This is a genomic window from Pseudomonas putida, assembly GCF_030159595.1.
Taxonomy (GTDB): domain Bacteria; phylum Pseudomonadota; class Gammaproteobacteria; order Pseudomonadales; family Pseudomonadaceae; genus Aquipseudomonas; species Aquipseudomonas putida_AC.
The window spans coordinates 135508-156173 of the sequence record NZ_BSKJ01000011.1; the positions used below are offsets into that span (position 1 = coordinate 135508).

General features: G+C 63.8%; 19 protein-coding genes and 1 pseudogene. 6 read left to right on the plus strand and 14 right to left on the minus strand.

The annotated features are described in order from the left end of the window. Window positions 1-21: 21 nt before the first annotated feature. The 12 genes from kdpC to QQL85_RS22300 all read right to left on the minus strand — a co-directional run bounded on the left by kdpC (window position 22) and on the right by QQL85_RS22300 (window position 10757). A complete protein-coding gene (gene kdpC / locus QQL85_RS22245) occupies window positions 22-579 on the minus strand; it encodes a potassium-transporting ATPase subunit KdpC (protein ID WP_284356621.1) in 558 nt (185 codons plus the stop codon). Window positions 580-589: 10 nt separating this feature from the next. After that, a complete protein-coding gene (kdpB, locus tag QQL85_RS22250) occupies window positions 590-2644 on the minus strand; it encodes a potassium-transporting ATPase subunit KdpB (RefSeq protein ID WP_284356620.1) in 2055 nt (684 codons plus the stop codon). Window positions 2645-2653: 9 nt separating this feature from the next. Then, entirely contained in the window at window positions 2654-4348 is a 1695-nt protein-coding gene (gene kdpA, locus QQL85_RS22255) for a potassium-transporting ATPase subunit KdpA (RefSeq protein WP_284356619.1), read from the minus strand. Window positions 4349-4357: 9 nt separating this feature from the next. Then, a complete protein-coding gene (gene kdpF / locus QQL85_RS22260; protein WP_033699240.1) occupies window positions 4358-4447 on the minus strand; it encodes a K(+)-transporting ATPase subunit F in 90 nt (29 codons plus the stop codon). A 238-nt stretch (window positions 4448-4685) separates the two neighbouring features. Continuing rightward, window positions 4686-5738 (minus strand): AI-2E family transporter, encoded by a 1053-nt coding sequence (locus QQL85_RS22265; RefSeq protein WP_284356618.1) that lies wholly within the window; start codon window positions 5736-5738, stop codon window positions 4686-4688. 12 nt (window positions 5739-5750) lie between these two features. Continuing rightward, a complete protein-coding gene (locus QQL85_RS22270; protein WP_284356617.1) occupies window positions 5751-6545 on the minus strand; it encodes a DUF4892 domain-containing protein in 795 nt (264 codons plus the stop codon). A 109-nt stretch (window positions 6546-6654) separates the two neighbouring features. Further along, the gene (locus QQL85_RS22275) at window positions 6655-7509 is read right to left on the minus strand and encodes an alpha/beta hydrolase (protein ID WP_284356616.1); all 855 of its coding nucleotides are present in this window, start codon (window positions 7507-7509) and stop codon (window positions 6655-6657) included. After that, window positions 7506-8294 (minus strand): alpha/beta fold hydrolase, encoded by a 789-nt coding sequence (locus QQL85_RS22280; protein WP_284356615.1) that lies wholly within the window; start codon window positions 8292-8294, stop codon window positions 7506-7508. The genes QQL85_RS22275 and QQL85_RS22280 overlap by 4 nt, the downstream gene beginning before the upstream one ends. Before the next feature lie 93 nt (window positions 8295-8387). Further along, complete coding sequence (locus QQL85_RS22285) at window positions 8388-8774, minus strand: hypothetical protein (RefSeq protein ID WP_284356614.1); 387 nt, start codon at window positions 8772-8774, stop codon at window positions 8388-8390. 118 nt (window positions 8775-8892) lie between these two features. Next, window positions 8893-9351, minus strand: a complete 459-nt coding sequence (sixA, locus tag QQL85_RS22290) for a phosphohistidine phosphatase SixA (protein ID WP_284356613.1) — start codon at window positions 9349-9351, stop codon at window positions 8893-8895. Next, window positions 9348-9695 carry a DUF4389 domain-containing protein gene (locus QQL85_RS22295; protein WP_016711631.1) on the minus strand — a complete coding sequence of 116 codons (348 nt, stop codon included), beginning with the start codon at window positions 9693-9695 and terminating at the stop codon, window positions 9348-9350. The genes sixA and QQL85_RS22295 overlap by 4 nt, the downstream gene beginning before the upstream one ends. 36 nt (window positions 9696-9731) lie before the next feature. Further along, window positions 9732-10757, minus strand: coding sequence for an NAD(P)H-dependent glycerol-3-phosphate dehydrogenase (locus QQL85_RS22300; protein WP_284356612.1), 1026 nt, complete (start codon window positions 10755-10757; stop codon window positions 9732-9734). 139 nt (window positions 10758-10896) lie between these two features. Here QQL85_RS22300 and QQL85_RS22305 point away from each other — a divergent pair, with 139 nt between their 5' ends. The 5 genes from QQL85_RS22305 (at window position 10897) to fabB (ending at window position 17817) form a co-directional block, all read left to right on the plus strand. Beyond that, window positions 10897-13044 carry a TonB-dependent receptor plug domain-containing protein gene (locus QQL85_RS22305; RefSeq protein ID WP_284356611.1) on the plus strand — a complete coding sequence of 716 codons (2148 nt, stop codon included), beginning with the start codon at window positions 10897-10899 and terminating at the stop codon, window positions 13042-13044. Beyond that, on the plus strand, window positions 13044-13934 hold the full coding sequence (locus QQL85_RS22310; protein ID WP_284356610.1) for an ABC transporter substrate-binding protein: 891 nt from the start codon (window positions 13044-13046) through the stop codon (window positions 13932-13934). Before QQL85_RS22305 ends, QQL85_RS22310 begins: the two co-directional genes overlap by 1 nt. After that, window positions 13931-15862 carry an ATP-binding protein gene (locus tag QQL85_RS22315; protein ID WP_284356609.1) on the plus strand — a complete coding sequence of 644 codons (1932 nt, stop codon included), beginning with the start codon at window positions 13931-13933 and terminating at the stop codon, window positions 15860-15862. Before QQL85_RS22310 ends, QQL85_RS22315 begins: the two co-directional genes overlap by 4 nt. Before the next feature lie 207 nt (window positions 15863-16069). Continuing rightward, complete coding sequence (gene fabA / locus QQL85_RS22320; RefSeq protein ID WP_008089108.1) at window positions 16070-16585, plus strand: 3-hydroxyacyl-[acyl-carrier-protein] dehydratase FabA; 516 nt, start codon at window positions 16070-16072, stop codon at window positions 16583-16585. A gap of 11 nt (window positions 16586-16596) precedes the next feature. Beyond that, the gene (fabB, locus tag QQL85_RS22325; RefSeq protein ID WP_284356608.1) at window positions 16597-17817 is read left to right on the plus strand and encodes a beta-ketoacyl-ACP synthase I; all 1221 of its coding nucleotides are present in this window, start codon (window positions 16597-16599) and stop codon (window positions 17815-17817) included. Between the two features lie 91 nt (window positions 17818-17908). Here fabB and QQL85_RS22330 read toward each other — a convergent pair whose 3' ends face one another. Beyond that, on the minus strand, window positions 17909-18913 hold the full coding sequence (locus QQL85_RS22330; RefSeq protein ID WP_284356607.1) for an amidohydrolase family protein: 1005 nt from the start codon (window positions 18911-18913) through the stop codon (window positions 17909-17911). A 117-nt stretch (window positions 18914-19030) separates the two neighbouring features. On the opposite strand from QQL85_RS22330, the pseudogene QQL85_RS22335 reads away from it, so the two are divergent. Further along, window positions 19031-19886 (plus strand): annotated as a pseudogene (locus QQL85_RS22335) (pirin family protein). A 31-nt stretch (window positions 19887-19917) separates the two neighbouring features. Here QQL85_RS22335 and QQL85_RS22340 read toward each other — a convergent pair. Then, window positions 19918-20643 (minus strand): dienelactone hydrolase family protein, encoded by a 726-nt coding sequence (locus tag QQL85_RS22340; RefSeq protein WP_284356606.1) that lies wholly within the window; start codon window positions 20641-20643, stop codon window positions 19918-19920. Window positions 20644-20666: the final 23 nt, after the last annotated feature.

Consider the following 20666-nt stretch of genomic DNA (forward strand, 5'->3'; position numbering starts at 1 on the left):
GGTCCCTGCCAACCCTTCAAATCATCTAAGGGTGGCGAGTTTTTCCAGGGCCTGGTTGAGCGCCAGCACATTGACCACCGGCGGGCCGATCAATGGGTGGAGGGTGGCCTCTTCCAGCAAGGCTTGCAAGCGCTCTACCGGCACTTGCCGCGCCGCCGCCACCCGCGGGATCTGATAGGCCACCGCTTCTGGCGGAAGGTGCGGGTCAAGGCCACTTCCTGAGGTGGTCAGCAAGGCCTGTGGCACCGGCCCCTGTTGCGTCTGATACAACGCAGCGGCATCCCCCTTTACCCGCTCAGCCAGCGCCGGGTTGCTCGGAGACAGGTTGCTCGCGCTGCTGGCCACGGTCGCGTAGGCGCCTGCCGAAGGCCTTGCGTGAAACCAGCCGTCACCCTTGAATTCCTGGGCAATCAGTGCCGAACCCCGCACCTGGCCCTGGTCATCGCGCACCAGGCTGCCATTGGCCTGCTGCGGGAAAGCGACTTGGGCAATGCCGGTCACCGCCAGTGGATACAACGCCCCGGTCACCAGCGTCATCAACAGGGCCAGGCTCAACGCCGGGCGTACATAAGCATTCATGGTGGCCTCCTCAGACCAGGTTCAGGGCGTTGAGCAACAGGTCGATCAGCTTGATCCCGGCAAACGGCACCACGATGCCGCCAAGCCCGTAGATCAGCAGGTTGCGCCGCAACAGATGCGCCGCACTGGCCGCCTGCACCCGCACGCCACGCAGTGCCAGCGGAATCAGCACGATGATGATCAGCGCGTTGAACACGATGGCCGACAGGATCGCGCTCTGCGGGCTGGCCAGGTGCATCAGGTTGAGCACGCCCAGTTGCGGGTAGATCGCGGCGAACAGTGCCGGCAGGATGGCGAAATACTTGGCCACGTCGTTGGCGATGGAGAACGTGGTCAGCGCGCCACGGGTGACCAGCAGCTCCTTGCCGACCTGTACCACATCCAGCAACTTGGTCGGGTCGCTGTCCAGGTCGACCATGTTGGCCGCCTCGCGTGCAGCCTGGGTACCGTCGTTCATGGCCATGCCCACATCCGCCTGGGCCAGGGCCGGGGCATCGTTGGCGCCGTCGCCGCACATGGCCACCAGACGGCCGTCGTTCTGTTCCTGGCGAATACGCGCCAGCTTCTTCTCGGGCGTGGCCTCGGCCAGTACGTCATCAACCCCTGCTTCGGCGGCGATGGCAGCGGCGGTCAGCGGGTTGTCGCCGGTCACCATCACGGTGCGGATGCCCAGTTTGCGCAACTCGGCGAAGCGCTCGCGAATACCCGGCTTGACCACGTCCTTGAGGTGGATCACGCCAAGCAGGCGCTTGTCGACGCACACCAGTAACGGTGTGCCGCCACTCTGGGCAATGCGCTCCACTTCGCGGGCCAGCGCCGGGGGCATTTCCAGCCGTTGCATGCCGACGAATGCCAGTACCGCATCGACTGCGCCCTTGCGGTAACGGTGCTGCTGGAAGTCGATACCCGACAAACGGGTCTCGGCACTGAAGGCCACGGCCTGAAACTGCCCGGCAGCCGGCTCGATGAAGTCGTGCAGCTGGCGCAGGTACTCGACAATCGACTTGCCCTCGGCGGTGTCATCGGCCAGCGAGGCCAACAGCGCGCCCTCCCCCAATTCCTTGGCGGTAATGCCTGGCGCAGCATGCAGGGCGCTGCAACGGCGGTTGCCGAAGGTGATGGTGCCAGTCTTGTCGAGCATCAGCGTGTGCACGTCACCGGCTGCTTCCACCGCACGGCCTGAGCGGGCGATCACATTCAGCCGCACCAGCCGGTCCATGCCGGCGATGCCGATGGCCGACAGCAGGCCGCCGATGGTAGTGGGGATCAACGTCACCAGCAGCGCGGCCAGGAAGATCAACGGCAGGCTGCCACCCGCGAAGTGGGCGAACGGCTGCAAGGTCACTACCACGATCAGGAAGATCAGCGTCAAGCCGATCAGCAGGATGTCGAGGGCGATCTCGTTTGGCGTTTTTTGTCGCTTGGCGCCTTCGACCAGGGCAATCATGCGGTCCAGGGTCGACTCCCCCGGGTTGCTGGTGATGCGGATCAGCAACCCGTCGGAGACCAGCCGGGTATTGCCGGTCACGGCCGAGCGGTCGCCGCCGGATTCGCGGATCACGGGTGCAGACTCACCGGTAATGGCGGCCTCGTTGACCGCAGCGATGCCTTCGAGCACCTCGCCGTCACCGGGAATCATCTCGCCGGCCACCACGCGCACCACATCGTCTTTGCGCAGCGCGCTGGCAGCAACAGTCTCGTAACTGCCATCACGCTGACGACGCTGGGCCATCAGGCCCTGGCTGCCGGCCTTGAGACTGTCGGCGCGGGCTTTGCCACGGCCTTCGGCCAGGGCTTCGGCGAAGTTGGCGAACAGCACGGTAAACCATAGCCACAGGGCGATCTGCACGGCAACGCCGGTACTCACGCCACTGCCGGGGGCAACACACAGCACGGTGGTCAGCACAGCGGTCAGCGCGACCACCAGCATCACTGGCGATCGCTTGAGCTGGCGCGGGTCGAGCTTGACGAACGCCTGCACCAGCGCCGGGCGCCATAACGCCGCGAAGCGGGTCTGGTCCTTGGCAGTGTGCCGGGTATTCACTTCAGGAATGGGCATGTTCATGATCGGTCCTCAAAAACCCAGGCTCAAATGTTCGGCAATCGGCCCAAGGGCCAGGGTCGGCAGGAAGGTCAGGCCACCCACCAGCAGAATGGTCACCAGCAGCAGGCCGGTGAACAGCGGGCCGTGGGTGGGGAAGCTGTTCAGCCCCTGCGGCGCACTTTTCTTCGCCGCCAGGCTGCCGGCCAAGGCCAGAATTGGCAGGATGTAGCCGAAGCGGCCGATGAGCATGGCCAAGCCGATCATCAGGTTGTGGTACACCGTGTTGGCGCCAAAACCGGCAAAGGCCGAGCCATTGTTGGCCGTGCCTGAGGTGTAGGCGTACAGCAACTGGCTGAAGCCATGCGCCCCCGGATTGCTGACCGCACCCGCCGGGCCTGGCAGGCTGGCAGCGATGGCGCCCAGCACCAGTACGCCGACGGGCATCACCAGCAGGGTTGCCACCAGCAACTGCACCTCCCGAGCCTGCAGCTTTTTGCCCAGGTATTCCGGTGTGCGGCCAATCATCAGCCCGGCCAGGAACACCGCGATCAACACGAACAGCAACATGCCGTAGAGCCCGGCACCGACGCCGCCGAAGATCACTTCGCCCACCATCATGTTGACCATCGCCACCATGCCGGTCAGCGGGTTGAGGCTGTCGTGCATGGCGTTCACCGAGCCGTTCGAGGCCGCAGTGGTGGTGACCGTCCACAGCACCGAACCGGTGGTACCGAAGCGGCTTTCCTTGCCCTCCATGGGGGCCGTCTGTTGCACCTGGGTGCTTTCCAGCGCCGGGTTAGGCTGGTACTCGGACCACAGCGCGGTGCTGCCGCCAATCAGGAACAGGGCGAGCATGCAGGCGAGGATGGCGCGGCTCTGGCGCAGGTCCTTCACGTAGTGGCCGAAGGTGAACACCAAGGCCACCGGAATGAGGATGATCGACGCCACCTCGAACAGGTTGCTCCAGGCCGTGGGGTTTTCGAACGGGTGCGCCGCGTTGACGCCGAAGAAGCCGCCGCCATTGGTGCCCAGTTGCTTGATGGCGATCTGGCTGGCGGCCGGGCCCAGCGGGATGGTCTGGTCAGCACCTTGCAAGGTCAGCGCATGGGCGTAGTCGGCAAAGGTCTGCGGTACGCCCTGCCACACCAGCAGCAGCGCCAGGAGCAGGCACAGCGGCAGCAAGCCATAAAGGGTGGCGCGGGTCATGTCGACCCAGAAATTGCCCAGCGTCGTCGCACTGCGCCGGGCAATGCCGCGGCACAACGCGACCAGCACGGCCAGGCCGGTGGCGGCGCTGACAAAGTTCTGCACGGTCAGGCCAAGCATCTGGCTCAGGTAGCTGACCGACGCTTCACCGCTGTAGGCCTGCCAGTTGGTGTTGGTGACGAAGCTGACGGCGGTGTTGAACGCCAGCGACCATTCCTGGCCGGGCAGGTGCTGCGGGTTGAGCGGCAGGTCGCCCTGCAACAACAACACGGTGAACAGCAGCAGGAACCCGGCCAGGTTGAAGGCCAGCAACGCCAGGGTGTACTGCCGCCAGTTCTGCTCCTGGCTGGCGCTCACGCCCGCCAAGCGGTAGCAGGCCTGCTCGACCGGGCCCAACACGGGCGACAGCCAGGTGCGTTGGCCTTCCATGACCTTGAAGTAGAACCGCCCGAGCCAAGGTGCTGGAAGCAACACGATGGCGAAGAACGCCAGAAGCAAGGCGAAATCGTAACTGTGCATGGCCGCTCCCTAGCTGCGATCGGCGCGCAGCAGCGCCACCAGCAGATAAATCGCCAAAGCCACTGCCAGCAGCAGTGACAGCCCGTCGAGCATGTTCATGAGTGGTTCTCCCCGTGGTGCGGCTTGGGCCGCTATGGGGAAATTGTCTGAGGGAGGGGCGTAAAGGGGCGAGATTGGGGGATGGGGGTGGGTATAAAGAAATCGTAAAAATCAAGGTTAAGCGTTGTCTGCACCGGCCTCTTCGCGGGCAAGCCCGCTCCCACAGGACTTTCACCACAGTTGAATGTGGCGCTGTCCCTGTGGGAGCGGGCTTGCCCGCGAAAAGGCCGGTGCAGGCTTACTGCTGGGGAGGCTGCTGGGCAGCGTTACGACTCCAGTCCAGCAGCAGGCTGTAACCGACTGCCAGCAAGGTCGGCCCGATGAACAGGCCAATGAAGCCAAAGGCAAGCAAGCCACCGAACACGCCCAACAACACGATCACCAGCGGCAGGTTGCCGCCACGGCTGATCAGGTAAGGTTTGAGCACGTTGTCCACGCCGCTGATGACAAAGGTGCCCCAGATGCCCAGGAACACCGCCATGCCGTACTCGCCCTTCCACACCAGCCAGGCCGTGGCCGGGATCCAGGCCAATGGCGGGCCCATGGGGATCAGGCTGAGCATGAAGGTCACCAGGCCCAGCACGATGGCACCCGGCACGCCGGCGATCAGGAAGCCGATCAGCGCCAGCAGGCCCTGCGCTGCCGCCGTGCCGATCACCCCGTTGACCACCCGCTGCACGGTACCGGCTACCAGTTCCAGGTAATACTCGGCGCGCTCGCCCATCAAGCGGTGCAGCAAGCGTAACACGAAGGCCGCCAGGCGTGGCCCGTCGCGGTAGAAGAAGAACACGAACACCAGGCTCAGCGTCAGCTCCAGCACGCCGCTGCCGATCTGCGCGCTGCGCGCCAGCAGCCAGTTGCCCACCTGCCCGAAGTAGGGTTTGACCGAGGCCAGCAAAGCCGCGCCCTGCTGATCCAGCGATTGCCACCAGGTGACCAGGCGCTCGCCAACAAACGGAATGCCACCCAGCCAGTCCGGCGCCTCGGGCAGGCCGTCGACCTGCACGTCACGCACAAACGCCGTGGCATCGCGAATGTGATCGGCCAGGTTGAACCCCAGCCACACCAGCGGCAGTGCCACGATCAGGATCCAGGCCGTGGTCAGCAGGCTGGCCGCCAGCGTCTCACGGCCGCCCAGCAGGCGTGTCAGCAAGCGCATCAACGGCCAGCTGGCAAAGGCCAGGATCGCCCCCCACAACAGCGCCGAGATGAACGGTGCCATCACCCACAGGCCGGCACCCAGTAACGCCAGCAGCAGAATCTGGACCAGCAGGCGATCATTGTTAACCATGGTGGCGCTCGTTCAACGGATCAGTTCAAGGTGCAGGCCGTCTGTAGGCGCGCTGCCAACCTCAAGGCGGCCATTGCGCACCCCCGCCTTGACCAGCGCCTCGCGCCAGGCTTCGGCCTGGGCGCCACTGAGGCTGGCGCGCAAGGTGCTGTCGAGGTTCAGGCTGCGGGCCAGCAGGTTCACCCAGGTGTCTTGCGGTGCAGCAAGGTCAGGGTAGTCGAGCTTGCCGGTGTCGCGCATTTCGCGCAGCACCGTGGCGGCGGTTGGCAGCAGCTCGCCCAGCGGGCTGCCGGCGACGAACTCCTCCACATGCAGGTAGGCGCGGCGGTTGCCACGGGTGACGCTGTACAGTGCGACCAGGGTGTCGGCCTCTTCTGCCGAGCGGCGTAGCAAGATGAACGCCTGCTGCTCGTCGCCACCGTTGAGGCGGGCATTGGCGAACACATCGTTGGCCCACAGGCTGGCCTCGCCGCAATCGCGGCCCTGGCACCAGAACAACGGGTAACCGCCGTCGCGTTGCAGTGCTTCGCGGGCGCTGGTGAAGGCTTCGCGGGCGGTACGTTCGACCGGCAGTTCGTAGGTGACCGAACTGACCTGTCCACGGCTTTCGACCTTGTCTTCGACCCGCAGGCGGCCGCTGATCTTGCGCAGCGGGCCCATCGGGTAAACGCGCTCCTGCTCCACGGCTGGGCGTTGGTCGACGACCTTGGCGTCCTGCGGGACCGGCAGGCTGCCAGCCCACAACGTGGGGCTGGCGAGTATCAGGCCAACAGCCAGGGCCGTACGCATGGAAACGGGCGCGCTCATTGGCGACCCAAGCGGCGCCCTGCGCCGAAGTGATGCTCCAGGATGTCTGGCAGTTGCATGGTTGTCTCCCTGTTCAACCCGCCAAGCCTCGACACTTGTCCAGTGCAAGTCAAGCAAAGCCAAAGAAGCGATTGAAACAGTCTGCGACAAGAGCCGCGCCCTGCTCATCGTTCAGGTGCAGGTGATGACCACCAGGCAACGCCACCTGCTCAAAGGGTAGCTGCTCCAGCAACGCGGTGTGGCGCGTCAGCATGCCGTCGGCGGCCACCACCAGACACGCTGGGCAACTTACCCGCCGGACATAAGCCATGGCCTGGGCTTCGCTCAGGCGCACCGGCGATGGCAGGGTCAGGCGGCTGTCGCTGCGCCAGCTGTAGCCTCCGGGTACCGGCATCAGGCCGCGCTGGGCCAGCAATTCAGCCGCTTCACGGCTGACCGCGACCATGCCTTTCATCCTGGCGTGCACGCCTTCTTCCAGCGTCGCGTACACCGACTTGCGCTTGCCATCCAGCCTTAGCTGAGCTTGCAGCGCCATCCCCAGGCGTTCACCGGCATCCTGCTCGGCGCCGGTCGGCGGAATGACGCCGTCGATCAAGGCCAGGTGGCTGACCCGGTCGGGCAAGGCACCGGCCAGTTGCACCGAAACGATGGCCCCAAGCGAATGCCCCAGCAGGGCAAAACGCTGCCAACCGAGCTGCTCGGCCACCCGCAGCACATCATGGGCATAGTCGGCCAAGGCATAACCGGCGCCAAGCGGGCGGTGTTCAGAGTAACCATGCCCGGCCAGGTCCAGGGCGACGATGCGCAGGCCCTTCAGTTGCGGCGCCAGGCGGGCGAAGCTGTTGGCGTTGTCCAGCCAGCCATGCAGGGCAATCACCGGCAGCCCGTCCTCGGGGCCGAACAGGTGCGCGGCCAGCTCGATATGGCCCAGGCTCAGGCGGATTTCCTCGACGTGTGCGCTCATGCGTGGCTCCAGCGGTCGAACAGGCCCTTGATCAGGCTGGCAGTGTCAGCAGGGCGCTCCAGCGGGAACATGTGCCCGCCCGGCACGCTGTGGTATTCACCCTTGGGCATGCCCCGCACGGCCAAGGTGTGGTGGCGGCGAATGACGTTGCTACGGTCGCCTCGCACCATGGCCAGCGGCACCTGCAACTGCCGCGCGGGCGCCGGGCTGGTATGCGGGATGCTGCGGTAGATGCTGATTTCCGTAGCCGGGTCGAAGCGTAGCTGCAGGCCCTGTTCTGCCGCCTGCAAGCCGTGTTCGACATAAGCGTCGAGGCAGTCGGGATCGAAATGGCGAAACAGTGACTTACCCGCGAAATAGTCCCGGGCGCTGTCGCGGTCATTGAAGGTTTCGCGGCGCCCCAACGTGCGCCCGGCCGGCGTGATGCGGTCGATGAAGCCGAAACGCTTGGCAGTGCGCAGCAGCCATTGATCGGCGCGAGTGAGTACCGGCGAGTCGAGCATCACCACCCCACGGTAGTACTCGGGGCGGCGCAACGCAGCGTGCAGGTGCAAGACGCCACCTAGCGAATGGCCGACACCCCAGACCGGTTGGTCCTGTTGTGCCAGGTGGTGCAACAGTTCATCAACCAGGCTCTGCCAGTTGTCATTCACCGGAAAGCGCGGATCGTGCCCGTGCTGGGCCAGGTGCTGCACCTGGTAGTCCGGCGCCAGGGCAGCGAACAGCTTGCCGTAGGTGGCCGAGGGGAAGCCATTGGCATGGGCGAAGAAGATCTGCTGCGACATGGCGCCTGGTCCGGACGGAGGATGATGGCTCATTGTCGGCATCGGCACGCCGTTCGGCAACGTCCGGAAAGGTCATCGGCGAGGGCTATCAGGTCACGCCGAACGGTCGAAACTGGCCAGTGAACGGCGCAGGCAGGCTTGCATGTAGGCCAACTGGCTTTCCAGCGCTTCGCGGGCCAGGCGCTGGTCCTTACAATCAAGCTGAAGGCGACGCAGAGCCAGGCAACTGGTTTGCAGCAGGTGGGCGACTCGCAGGCAGGCATCCTGCAGCGTGCACAGGTCGTACTCGCTTTGTTGCCTGGCGCTGGGTTCCAGATCGGGATTGCCCATCACCCTGTGCATCAGATGGTAAAGCTTGGCATCGGCCGATTCGCGTAGAAGGCTGTAGCGGGCGAAGTCGAGAGCGGCGCCCCGGTCAACCTGGTTAATCGTGGGTTGCAGGTCCAGGGAGCTCAACAGCTCCCACATCTCACCACTCATCCACTGCTCCCTGCCTGATTGCTTTTGGGCAACGCTAGCAAGACGCCGTCAAACGCGACAACTGGCAAAAATGCCAGTTGCCTTCCAGATTACCAGGGGTGCTTTGCGCCCCAGGGTATCAAGCCGGTGAATTGATTGCCCGAAGCGTCATCAGCCCAGCCAGCGGCCAATCCCCTTCCAGCTCCGCCAGGCTGGCGGTGCTCATGGCTGCGGGATGCTGCTGATGGCCATGCTCCAGCGCCCCGACCAAGGTCCCCACCAGCGGCTGGTGGCTGACCAGCAGCACATGCTCCAGGCCCAGGCGTTCGATTTCGCCGATCACCTTCTGCACGTCACTTTCAGGCGTCAGCCAGGGCACGGTGCGCACGGGCTCGGCGAAGCCCAAGGTGTCATGCACCAGCGCCGCCGTTTGCTGGGCACGCACATAGGGACTGGCGATAATCGCCTGCAACGGCTGACCCAACAGGCGAGCAGCGCTGTGCAGCACCTGCTCACGACCATGAGCAGTCAAACGGCGCTCGGCATCCGTGTTGGCCCGTGGCTCCGCTTCACCGTGGCGCAGTACCCACAGCTTCACAGCTTGGGCTCCTCGTCACGCACCGGGTGCGGGGCCGGCGCCACGGCGTGCGCCGCTTCGCCTTCCGGCGCTCGCGGCGCAGGCCAGTCAGAGAACGGCCATGGCTTCTGGTCGCTGTGGAAACTGCCGAAACGGCCAATCTGCGCCAGGAACTGGCTCAGGCTGTCACCGAAGTTCATCAGGCTGGCGCTGGGTGCGCCGTACACCAGACGGTAGATCAGCTGTACCAGCACCAGGCCACCCAGCAGCAATTCGGCCAGTTGCCAGACCACCAGGAACACCAGCATCCACAGTACCCGCAGGATGATCGACTCACGCTGGGCGCGTTCGGGCGTATCGTTCATGTGTTGCTCCTTGCTCGTGTCAGAGCCGCCAAGGACTCAGTTGAAACCGCTGATGGAAATGAAATCGACATCGGTCTTGGGCTCGGCGCGCATCAGGTGCTCGATCACCTGGTTCAACGTGCGGCCTTCGAACAGGATGGCATGCAGGCCCGCCACCAGCGGCATGTATACCTGCACTTCCTGGGCTTTGGCCTTGAGCACCTTGATGGTATTGACGCCTTCGGCCACCTCGCCCAGGCGGTTGACCGCCTCCTCCAGGCTCTGGCCCTGGCCCAGCGCGTAGCCAACCTGATAGTTGCGGCTCTTGGGCGAGGAGCAAGTGACGATCAGGTCACCGACGCCGGCCAGGCCGAGGAAGGTCATGGGGTTAGCCCCCTGACTGACGGCGAAGCGGGTCATTTCGGCCAAGGCGCGGGTAATCAGCATGCTCTTGGTGTTCTCGCCCATGCCCAGCGCAACGGCCATGCCGGCGATGATGGCGTAGACGTTTTTCAACGCGCCACCCAGCTCGACACCGAAGCGGTCTGCGCTGGCATAGACGCGGAACGTGCGCCCATGCAGCACAGCCTGCACCTGCTTGCAGAGTGTTTCGTCCTCGCTGGCGACCACCGTCGCGGTCAGCGCATGCTCGGCGATCTCGCGGGCAAGGTTAGGGCCCGATAGCACGCCGATGCGGGCTTCGGGGGCGATCTCTTCAAGGATCTGGCTCATCAGCTTGAAGCTTTGCGCTTCGATGCCCTTGGTCAGGCTGACCAGGCCCTTGCCGCGCAGCAACCCGGCATGCGGCGCCAGCACGCTGCGCAAGGCGCTCGACGGCAGGGCAACGAAAATCAGCTCGCTGGCCTGCAGGGTCGCCAGCAGGTCACTGACCGGCTCGACACCATCGTGCAGGTGGATGCCCTTGAGGTAGCGCGGATTCTCACGATTGACGCGCATGGCCTCGGCTTGCGCCGGGTCGCGCATCCATTGACGCACCGGCACACCGTTTTCCGCCAGCAGGTTCGCCACGGCGGTGCCGAAGCTGCCGCCTCCCAGAACTGCAACAGGTTGCTGTTCAGTCATATCCAATCCGTTAAAGCCCAAAATTAAGTGGCGACCCTGCCATTATACGGCTCGCCTGCTACAGAACCAGTCTCTGTACCCGCGAAAGGGCCCGGGCCGCTCATGCAGATCACTGGCAAATGCGCCACGGTCAGTTACCATGCCTGTTTCAATCCTGATACAAGGCCGCACCGTGTTCCCTGGCACGCCCCCGTACCCGCGCCTGCTCATACTGACCGCTCTGCTCGGTGGCCCGGCCGTGGCCGATGACCTGTTCATCGACAGCACCGACCTGCCACAGGTGCTGACTGCCACGCGCTTGAAACAGTCGCCGGCAGCAGTCCCAGGCAGTATGACCGTGCTCGACAGCGAACTGATCCGTGCCAGCGGTGCCCGCGACATCCCCGAGTTGCTGCGCCTGGTGCCGGGCATGATGATTGGCTACGGTGCCGGTAACCAGCCCACGGCCAACTACCACGGCAGCAACGTCAACGACGCACGGCGCATGCAGGTTCTGATCGATGGCCGCTCGGTGTACCGCGCGGGCCTGGCCACAGTGGACTGGAGCGACATCCCTCTGGCCATGGAGGATATCGAGCGCATCGAGGTCTTTCGCGGCCCGAACACCGTCAGCTACGGCGCCAACGCGCTGATGGCGGTGGTCAACATCCTTACCCGCAACCCTGCCGACAGCCATGGCACGCGGCTGAAGGTGACCCGCGGCCAGGATGGCATCAATGACTTCTATGCCAGCCACGGCTTTGGCTGGGACGGCGGCGACATGCGCCTGTCGCTGTCCGGCCAGCAGGACGATGGTTTCGACGAAAACCAGTTTGGCCAGAACTACCGCGACAGCCGCCGGCTGACCCGCTTCAACCTCAGCGCCAGCCACAACCTGGCAGTGGACCAGACCCTGGAGTGGCAACTGGCGGCGAAGGAAGGCAGTAACCAGCGGCCCTATACCTATCAGCCAGTATTCGCCCGGTACGAAGCAGGCGACAACGCAGACGTCAATGCCAAAGACTATGCCGGTTCATTGCGCTGGACCAAGGATTTCAGCGCCGAGCACAGCCTCTATATCCAAGGCTCGGCGCAGCACTTTGACCGCCAGCAGGTATGGCGCGCCTGTGATGCATTGCAGTCGTTCAGCCCCGAATTGACGCAACTTTGGCAAATGAACCCTGACTTCGCCGAAAAAGTGGCACGCGGCATTGCCACTGGCGTCCCCCTTTCCACCAACGACCCCGCCCTGAAAGGGCTTCTGCAAAAAGTGCAGCAGCAATGGGAGCGCGGTGGCATGCAGCAGGTCTGCGGCGACGTCGACCAGAGCACCCGCGAAACCCGCTACGACCTGGAAATCCAGGACACCCTGAGCCTGACCGACAGCCTGCGCCTGCTCAGCGGCATGAACTACCGCTATGATCGGGCCGACTCGCAGACCTACTTCAACGGCAGCCTCGACGACCAGACCTGGCGCCTGTTCGGCCAGCTGGAATGGCGCGCCGACGAGCACTGGATCCTGCAGGGCGGGACCATGTTCGAAGACTCCCGCCTGTCGGGCAGCTCGCTGACCCCGCGCGTGGCGGTCAACTACCTGATTACCCCGCGCCATGGCCTGCGCGCCGTGTACTCCGAGGCCGTGCGCTCGCCCGACATGTTCGAGAACAACGTCAACTGGAGCTACACGGTCAAGAACCTCTCCCCCAATGCATTTGGCCTGCAGAACGGCGAGTATTTCGTCAAGACGCGTGGCCCTGGCAACCTCGAACAGGAACGCATGCGCTCCCGCGAGCTGGGCTACAACGGCTTCTTCAGCGACATCGACCTGAGCATGGATGTGAAGCTGTTCTACGACGAGATCACGGGAATGATCAGCGAGCCCTTGAAGAACAACCAGTACATCGCCAGCAACGCCAACAAGGCCCGTTTCAGTGGCAGCGAGGCGCAACTGGACTGGCGCCCCACCCTGCGCGATCGCCTGCGCCTGACCTACGCCTACGTCGATGCCTGGGCCAGCAACCCCGACGACCGCCGCCTCAGCGCCCACAACAGCGGCTCGGCCGGCTGGATGCGCGAATGGGGTGCTGGCTGGTCGAGCGCGCTGTTCTACTACGGCGACGATGCACTCAACCAGTACCGTTACGAGCGCCTGGACCTGCGCCTGGCCAAGCGTTTTCGGGTGCATGGCAGCAACCTGGAGCTGGCAGCGCTGTGGCAGCAGCGCCTGGACGATGAGCCCACCACGGCAATCCAGAACCGCTACGACAGCCGCCACCGGCTGAGCGTCAGCGCGGAGCTGGATTTCTGATGGCCGTGTTGCTGCGCCTGTTGCTGCTGTGCCTGTGGCCGCTAGGGCCCTTGTCGGCCAGTGAAATCCTGCTGGTGGGTGCCGAGGACCAGCCCGGCATTCGCAGTTTTGTCGCGGCGCTGGAAAGCCGTCGACCGCATGACCATGTCCATTTTCTGACCACTGCCGAGCTTCCGCGCCCGAGCAAACTCAAAGCTGACCAACGCCTGATTCTGCTCGACAACGCCGCGCTGGAGTGGCGCCTGGGCGAAAACGCCGGCCCGCCGGCCCTGGCCATGCGGATCAGCCGGGTACAGGCTGAACAACGCCTGGGAAAGTCGCGCCCCGCGTTCCTCACCTTGTTGTGGAGCGATGCGCCGCTGGGCCGGCAATTGCGCCTGACGCGCTACCTGTTGCCGCAAGCCCAGCGTATCGGCGTGCTTTACGGTGAACACAGCAGTTTCTTGCTCGACGAGCTGCGCCATGCCGCCCGACCACTGGGCCTGGAGGTCATTGCCCAGGACTGGTCCGACCCACGAGACAGCCGGCCGCTGCAGCACCTGCTGGGCAACAGCGACGTGCTGCTGGGCCTGGACGACCCCAACCTGTTCAACTCCAAGACTGCGAAGAACCTGCTGCTGAGCAGCTATGGCCGGCAGATGGCACTGATCGGCCCGAACGCCGGTTTTGTGCGCGCCGGCGCACTGGCCAGCACCTACAGCGATCAGGACGACTGGCTGGCGGAGCTCGACCAACTGCTCGACCAGCCGCCAACGCGCTGGCCACGCAGCCTGTACCCAGCGCGCTACAGCGTCAGTGGCAACCAGCAGGTGGCCCGCGCCCTGGGCCTTGAACCGATCGACCCGAACGCCGCTGCCAAGGCCCTGGCCGCAGGAGAACCCACCCCATGAGCAAGCGCCTGAGCTGGGACATCCACACCCGCACCCAGATCATCAGCCTTGGCCCTGCCCTGCTGCTGACCTTGCTGTTGATCAGCTTCTTTACCTTCGTGCGCATCCAGGACCTGCGTCAGGAGCTCAACCACACCGGGCAACTGATCGCCAATCAGTTGGCCCCGGCGTCAGAGTACGGGGTGATTTCGGGCAACAACGAAGTCCTCGAAGGGCTGATGCGTGCCACCCTCAGCATCCCGCATGTGCGCTTCCTGGAAGTACAGGACAGCCGCAACCATATTCTGGTGTACGTCGAGCAGTCCGACGAAAGTGCCAACCGCGCGCAACAGGTTGAAGTGTTCCAGGCCCCCATCCGCCTGCAACAAATCCGCCTGGACAACGACTTCCTGCAACAGGGCAAAGCCGCCACCCCCGCTATCGGTGACGACTACCTGGGTCGGGTCATCGTCGGCATGTCGGATGACGCCTTCAGCCAGCGCCAACAGGAAATCGTGATCAAGGCCGGCATCCTGGCGCTGTTCGCGCTGCTGTTTACCTTTTTGCTGGCGCGCCGCCTGGCCCTGAGCCTGGCCAAGCCCATCAGCGACATGGGCCATGCGGTAAAGGCCATTCAGCAAGGCGAGTACAACACCCCCTTGCCCGTGGTCGATGACAGCGAACTGGGCCACCTGGCGCGACACATCAACAACCTGGCCAGCGCCCTGGAACAGGCCAGCGATGAACAGAAGCAGGCCATTGCCGAGCTGATCCAGGCCCGTGAGGAAGCCGAGCAGGCCAACCGCGCCAAATCGGACTTCCTGGCGATGATGAGCCACGAACTGCGCACGCCGATGAATGGCGTGCTGGGCATGCTGCAGTTGCTGGAGACCACATCGCTGAGCAACGAACAGGCCGACTACACGGCGGTCGCCAGCGAGTCCACCGGGCATTTGCTCAAGGTTATCAACGACATCCTCGATTTTTCGCGCATCGAACGCGCCGCGCTGCAACTGGAACACATCGACTTCAATCTGGGTGAGCTGATCACCAGCAGTGTCCAGTCGTTCCAGCACAGCGCACAGCAGCGCGGCCTGGGCCTGCACTTGCAACTGCCTGCTGGCATCAAGCAGTTGCAAGTGAACGGCGACCCCACACGCATCCGCCAGATCCTGCTGAACCTGGTGGGCAACGCCCTGAAGTTCACCGAACGCGGCCAGGTGCAGGTCGAGGCACGCTGGCAGGTGCTTGACAGGAAACTGATCTGGCTGACCTGCAGCGTGCGCGACACCGGCATCGGCATCGACAATGCCCGCCTGGAAATGATGTTCGTCGCTTTCCAGCAGGCCGACAGCTCGATTTCACGCCGGTATGGTGGCACCGGGTTGGGGCTGTCGATCGCCCGCACCCTGGCCGAGCGCATGGGCGGCAAGCTGCGTGGTGAAAGCCGTGAAGGCCTGGGCTCGACCTTTACCCTGGAGATGCCACTGGCCCTCGCCAGCCCTGCCCCCGTCCCGCTGGCGCCGCCAACAGCTGCGCCAACGCCGCTAACCGACAATGATCAGGTACTGCTGGTAGAGGACAATCCGGTCAACCAGAGCGTCATCGAGGCCATGTTACGCAGCCTGGGGTTGCCAGTATGCACGGCCGAGGATGGCCTCGAGGCGGTCGATCTGGTCGGCCGGCAGCGCTTTGCCGCTGTGCTGATGGATTGCCGCCTGCCGCACCTGGACGGCTATGAAGCGACCCGGCGCATCCGGCAGTTGCCCAATGGCGCCGGGCTACCGATCATCGCCTTGACCGCCAACGCTTTGCAGGGCGATCGCGAACGTTGCATGGCCGCCGGCATGGACGACTACCTGAGCAAACCCTTGCGCCGTACCGAACTGCAGCGGGTGCTGCAACGCTGGTTACCCGGCCGGACAACCGCGACTGGCGATAAATGCTAAAGTGCGGCAGTCTTAAACACTGGACAGGACCTTCATCGGACCTGAAAATAGACGTTTCAGTGCACACCTGTACTTCTTTCACCAGATGCACTGTGACTTTCACCACAACGCAATAGTCTACCTGTAGGCTGCCGCCCCGAAGCTGTTGCTTTTCGGGCCGGCCGGGAAGATTCATCCCCTGCCACAGGGGGTTATTGAGGAGCTCGCATGACCAAACAACACGCCTTTACTCGGGAAGACCTGCTGCGCTGCAGTCGCGGTGAGCTGTTCGGCCCAGGTAATGCGCAACTGCCCGCGCCGAACATGCTGATGGTCGATCGCATCACCCATATCAGCGAAGAAGGCGGCAAGTACGGCAAAGGTGAATTGGTCGCCGAGCTGGATATCACCCCGGACCTGTGGTTCTTTGCCTGCCACTTCGAAGGCGACCCGGTCATGCCAGGCTGCCTGGGCCTCGATGCCATGTGGCAGCTGGTAGGCTTCTTCCTCGGCTGGCAGGGCCTGCCGGGCCGCGGTCGCGCCCTGGGTTCGGGTGAAGTGAAATTCTTTGGCCAGGTATTGCCTACTGCCAAGAAAGTCACCTACAACATTCACATCAAGCGCGTCCTGAAGGGCAAGCTGAACATGGCCATCGCCGATGGCTCGGTCAGCGTCGACGGCCGCGAGATCTACACTGCCGAAGGCCTGCGGGTCGGCGTGTTCACCTCCACTGACAATTTCTAAGGGTTATTCGCATGCGCCGCGTCGTTATCACTGGTCTGGGCATCGTATCGTGCCTGGGCAATGACAAAGCTACCGTCACCGAAAACCTGCGCAACAGCCGTCCGGGTATCCGTTACAACCCGGAATACAAGGAAATGGGGCTGCGTAGCCAGGTTTCCGGGTCCATCGACCTCAACCTCGAAGAACTGATCGACCGCAAGGTCTACCGCTTCGTCGGCCACGCCGCCGCATACGCCTACCTGGCCATGCAGGACGCGATCAAGGACGCCGGCCTGACCGAAGAGCAGGTTTCCAACCCGCGCACCGGCCTGGTGGCCGGCTCCGGCGGCGCTTCGACCCTGAACCAGATGGAAGCGCTGGACACCCTGCGCGAGAAAGGCGTCAAGCGCGTCGGCCCGTACCGCGTCACCCGCACCATGGGTAGCACCGTTTCGGCGTGCCTGGCCACCCCGTTCAAGATCAAGGGCATCAACTACTCGATCTCGTCGGCCTGCGCCACCTCGGCACACTGCATCGGTACCGCCCTGGAGCAGATCCAGTGGGGCAAGCAGGACATCGTCTTCGCCGGCGGCGGTGAAGAAGAGCACTGGAGCCAGTCGTTCCTGTTCGATGCCATGGGCGCCCTGTCGACCAAACGCAACGAAACCCCGGAACTGGCCTCGCGCGCCTACGATGCCGACCGTGATGGCTTCGTCATTGCTGGCGGTGGCGGCATGGTGGTGGTCGAGGAGCTGGAGCACGCCCTGGCGCGTGGCGCCAAAATCTACGCCGAAATCGTTGGCTACGGCGCCACTTCCGACGGCTACGACATGGTTGCTCCGAGCGGCGAAGGTGCCATCCGCTGCATGCAGCAGGCACTGTCCACCGTCGACACCCCGATCGACTACCTGAACACCCACGGCACCTCGACCCCGGTCGGTGACGTTGCCGAGGCCAAGGGCATTCGCGCCGTGTTCGGCGACAAGGCACCCAAGATCAGCTCGACCAAGAGCCTGTCGGGCCACTCGCTGGGCGCCGCTGGCGTGCACGAGGCGATCTACTGCCTGCTGATGATGGAAAACAACTTCATCGCCGGCTCCGCCAACATCGACGAACTGGACCCGGAAGTCGCTGACCTGCCGATCCAGCTCAAAACCGAAGAAAACGCCAAGATCGACACGGTCATGAGCAACAGCTTCGGCTTCGGCGGCACCAACGCCACCCTGGTGCTCAAGCGCTGGGAAGGCAAGTGATTCGCTGATGCGGTAATCGAAAACGCCCCGACTGGTTCGGGGCGTTTTTATTTGTAGCCTGTGCCGGCGATAGGGCCAGTACAGGCAACCCTTATTTTTGCTTTGGCAGCACAGCCAGAAAGTTATCCCGGGCCACTTTGTTGGCTACCTGTTCTGGCAAAGCATCCAGAAACGGCCTGAACCCGTGCATCTGCTCCCCCAGGCTACCAAACCGCCCCACCACGTCCGACCCCAGCATGAATCGCTCCGGGTATTTTTCGACCAACGCTACCCATTCCTTGCGCGGCACGCCTTTGTCATCCAGCAGATAGGGCTCCAGCACACTCCACGACAGGTCGACATACAGGTTCGGGTAATCCTCTAGCAACCGCGTCAGCACCGGCAGCAGAAAGTCCATCTGCGTCTGGTGCCGGTGTATCTCCATGCTGCTGCCGGCATGCGCCCAGATGAACCGCGTATGGGGGTGATTGCGCAGCGGCTCTTCGATCTCCGCCAGGTACAACGGGTTGCGCTCGCGCTTGGAGGTGATGTTGGAATGCAACAGCACCGGCAGGTCACGCTCGGCCGCCAAGTGATAGATGCGCGCCATGGCTTCATTGTTGGCACGCGGCGTGTCACCGCTGGTCAGCGCGGTCAGGTCATCGTGACGGGTGAACACCTCGCCAATGCCCTGCCACAGCCCTGGATACAGTTCGAGCATGCGCTCGATATGGCTGACCGCGTTCTTGTCCACCGGGTTGAAGCCCGTCAGGAACGGGTGAAAGCGTTCGCGCTGCTCAATCGGCAATTGCTGCAGGGCTGCGGCCACATAGGTATCGGTCGCGCTGTACCAATACGCATCGGCATCGTCACCGGCGTAATAGCGTGGGCGTTTGGGCTCGTCCTCATGCCACTTCTTGGCCACTGGTATGCCGGAAATCATCGACTGCTCGATACCGGCAGCATCCATGGCCTTGATCAATGCCGCCATGCCTTCGCTTTCCTGGAAGAAGTCGACGTAGTGCAAGTGGGCATCGCTGTAGCGGTAGTCGCGCGCCTGCGCCGCCTGGCACAGCCAGCCAGTCAACAACACGCAGGCCAGCGCTTTGGCAATCATGGGCAGCTTCCTTCCAAGGGGGCGAAAACAGTAGACCGGCCGTTAAGCGAGACGGTTCAGCCGAAGCGGGCAAACCGCTATGCTGGAGGCATTTCCACTTCGCCTGGAGCCCACCCCATGAGCAGCCCCCTGATCATCCGCCCGCGCGCCGAATCGGTCGAGGGCCAGCCGATCCTGCGCCCGCTGCCAGCGGCCCAGTGCCGGACCGTTCGTGTTTTTCGACCACATGCTGGAAACCGACTATGCCCCAGGGCACGGCATGGACATCCGCCAGCACCCGCATATCGGCCTGTCGACCCTTACCTACCTGTTCGAGGGGGCGATCCTGCACAAGGACAGCCTCGGCTCAGCACAGCGGGTATTGCCCGGCGATGTCAGCTGGATGACGGCTGGCAGCGGCGTGGCCCATGTGGAGCGTACGCCCGACGACGCCTTGGCTCATGGCTCGCGCCTGCATGGCTTGCAGGTATGGCTGGCCTCGCCGCGTGAACATGAACAAGGCGCGGCAAGCTATAGCCATCACCCAGCGGCGAGCCTGCCAGTCAGTGAAAACCTGGGGGTGCGCATTTGCATGATTGCCGGTAGCGGGTTCTGCCTGGAGTCACCGGTGCCGGTGCTGTCCCCTACCCTTTATGCGCATGTGCGGATGCAGCCGGCAACCACCTTGCAGGTACCGACCGAGCATGCGCAACGAGCGCTGTATCTGCTGGATGGTGAGCTGCTGTTGAACGATGAAGACGTGGAGCCGTGCAGCCTGGTGGTGCTGCCGGAAGGCGAAGAGGTGGTGCTCTATGCAGAGGAAGAGTGCCAGCTGGTACTGATTGGCGGCGAGCCTTTGGATGGACCGCGGCGAATGAACTGGAATTTCGTGGCCAGTGACCCGGAGCTGATCGAGCGGGCCCGGGCAAGGTGGGCGGCGGGGGATTGGCCGGTGGTGCCGGGGGAAACCTCCAGGATCGAGTTGCCCCGGTAATTTTGGGGCCGCAAAGCGGCCCCCTGCATTCTCAGCGCTGGAACACTTCTGTCAGCAGGTTATGCATCGAGCGGAACGCCCGCTCCGAGGTGCGCCGGTCATACTGCATCTTGCCCGGCACATTGGCATTCGGGTCGGTAAACGAGTGCACCGCCCCGCCATAGCTCAGCAACTGCCAGTCGACCTTGGCCGCGTTCATCTCGTCCTCGAACGCTGGCAACTGCTCTTTAGGCACCAACGGGTCGGAGGCGCCATGCAACACCAGCACCGAGCCCTTGATGCGCTTGGCATCTTCAGGGTTCGGCGTGTCCAGCGTGCCATGGAACGACACCGCCGCACGCAAGTCGGCACCGGTACGGGCCAGCTCCAGTGCACAGCAGCCACCAAAGCAGAAGCCAAACGTGCCGACCTTGCCTGGCTCCAGCAGCGCCTTCGACTGCCCCAACAGCTGCGCCAGGGCTTCCTGCATGCGCTTGCGCAGTTCGCCCCGGTCGTTCTTCAACGGCATCATCGCCGCGCCAGCTTCGTCGGCGTTGGACGGGCGTACCGATTGACCGTACAGGTCGGCAATCAGCACCACATAGCCCTTCTCGGCCACTTCCTTGGCAATGCGCTCAGCCCCTTCGCCAATGCCCATCCAGTTCGGCGCCATCACCAGGCCTGGGCGGCCCAGCGCCCCTGGCTCATAGACCAGGCGGCTTTCGTAGGTTTTGCCGGACAGGTGATAAACCAGCGATTCGACGATTACCTTGCTCATCAAGCACTCCTTAGGCACTCATT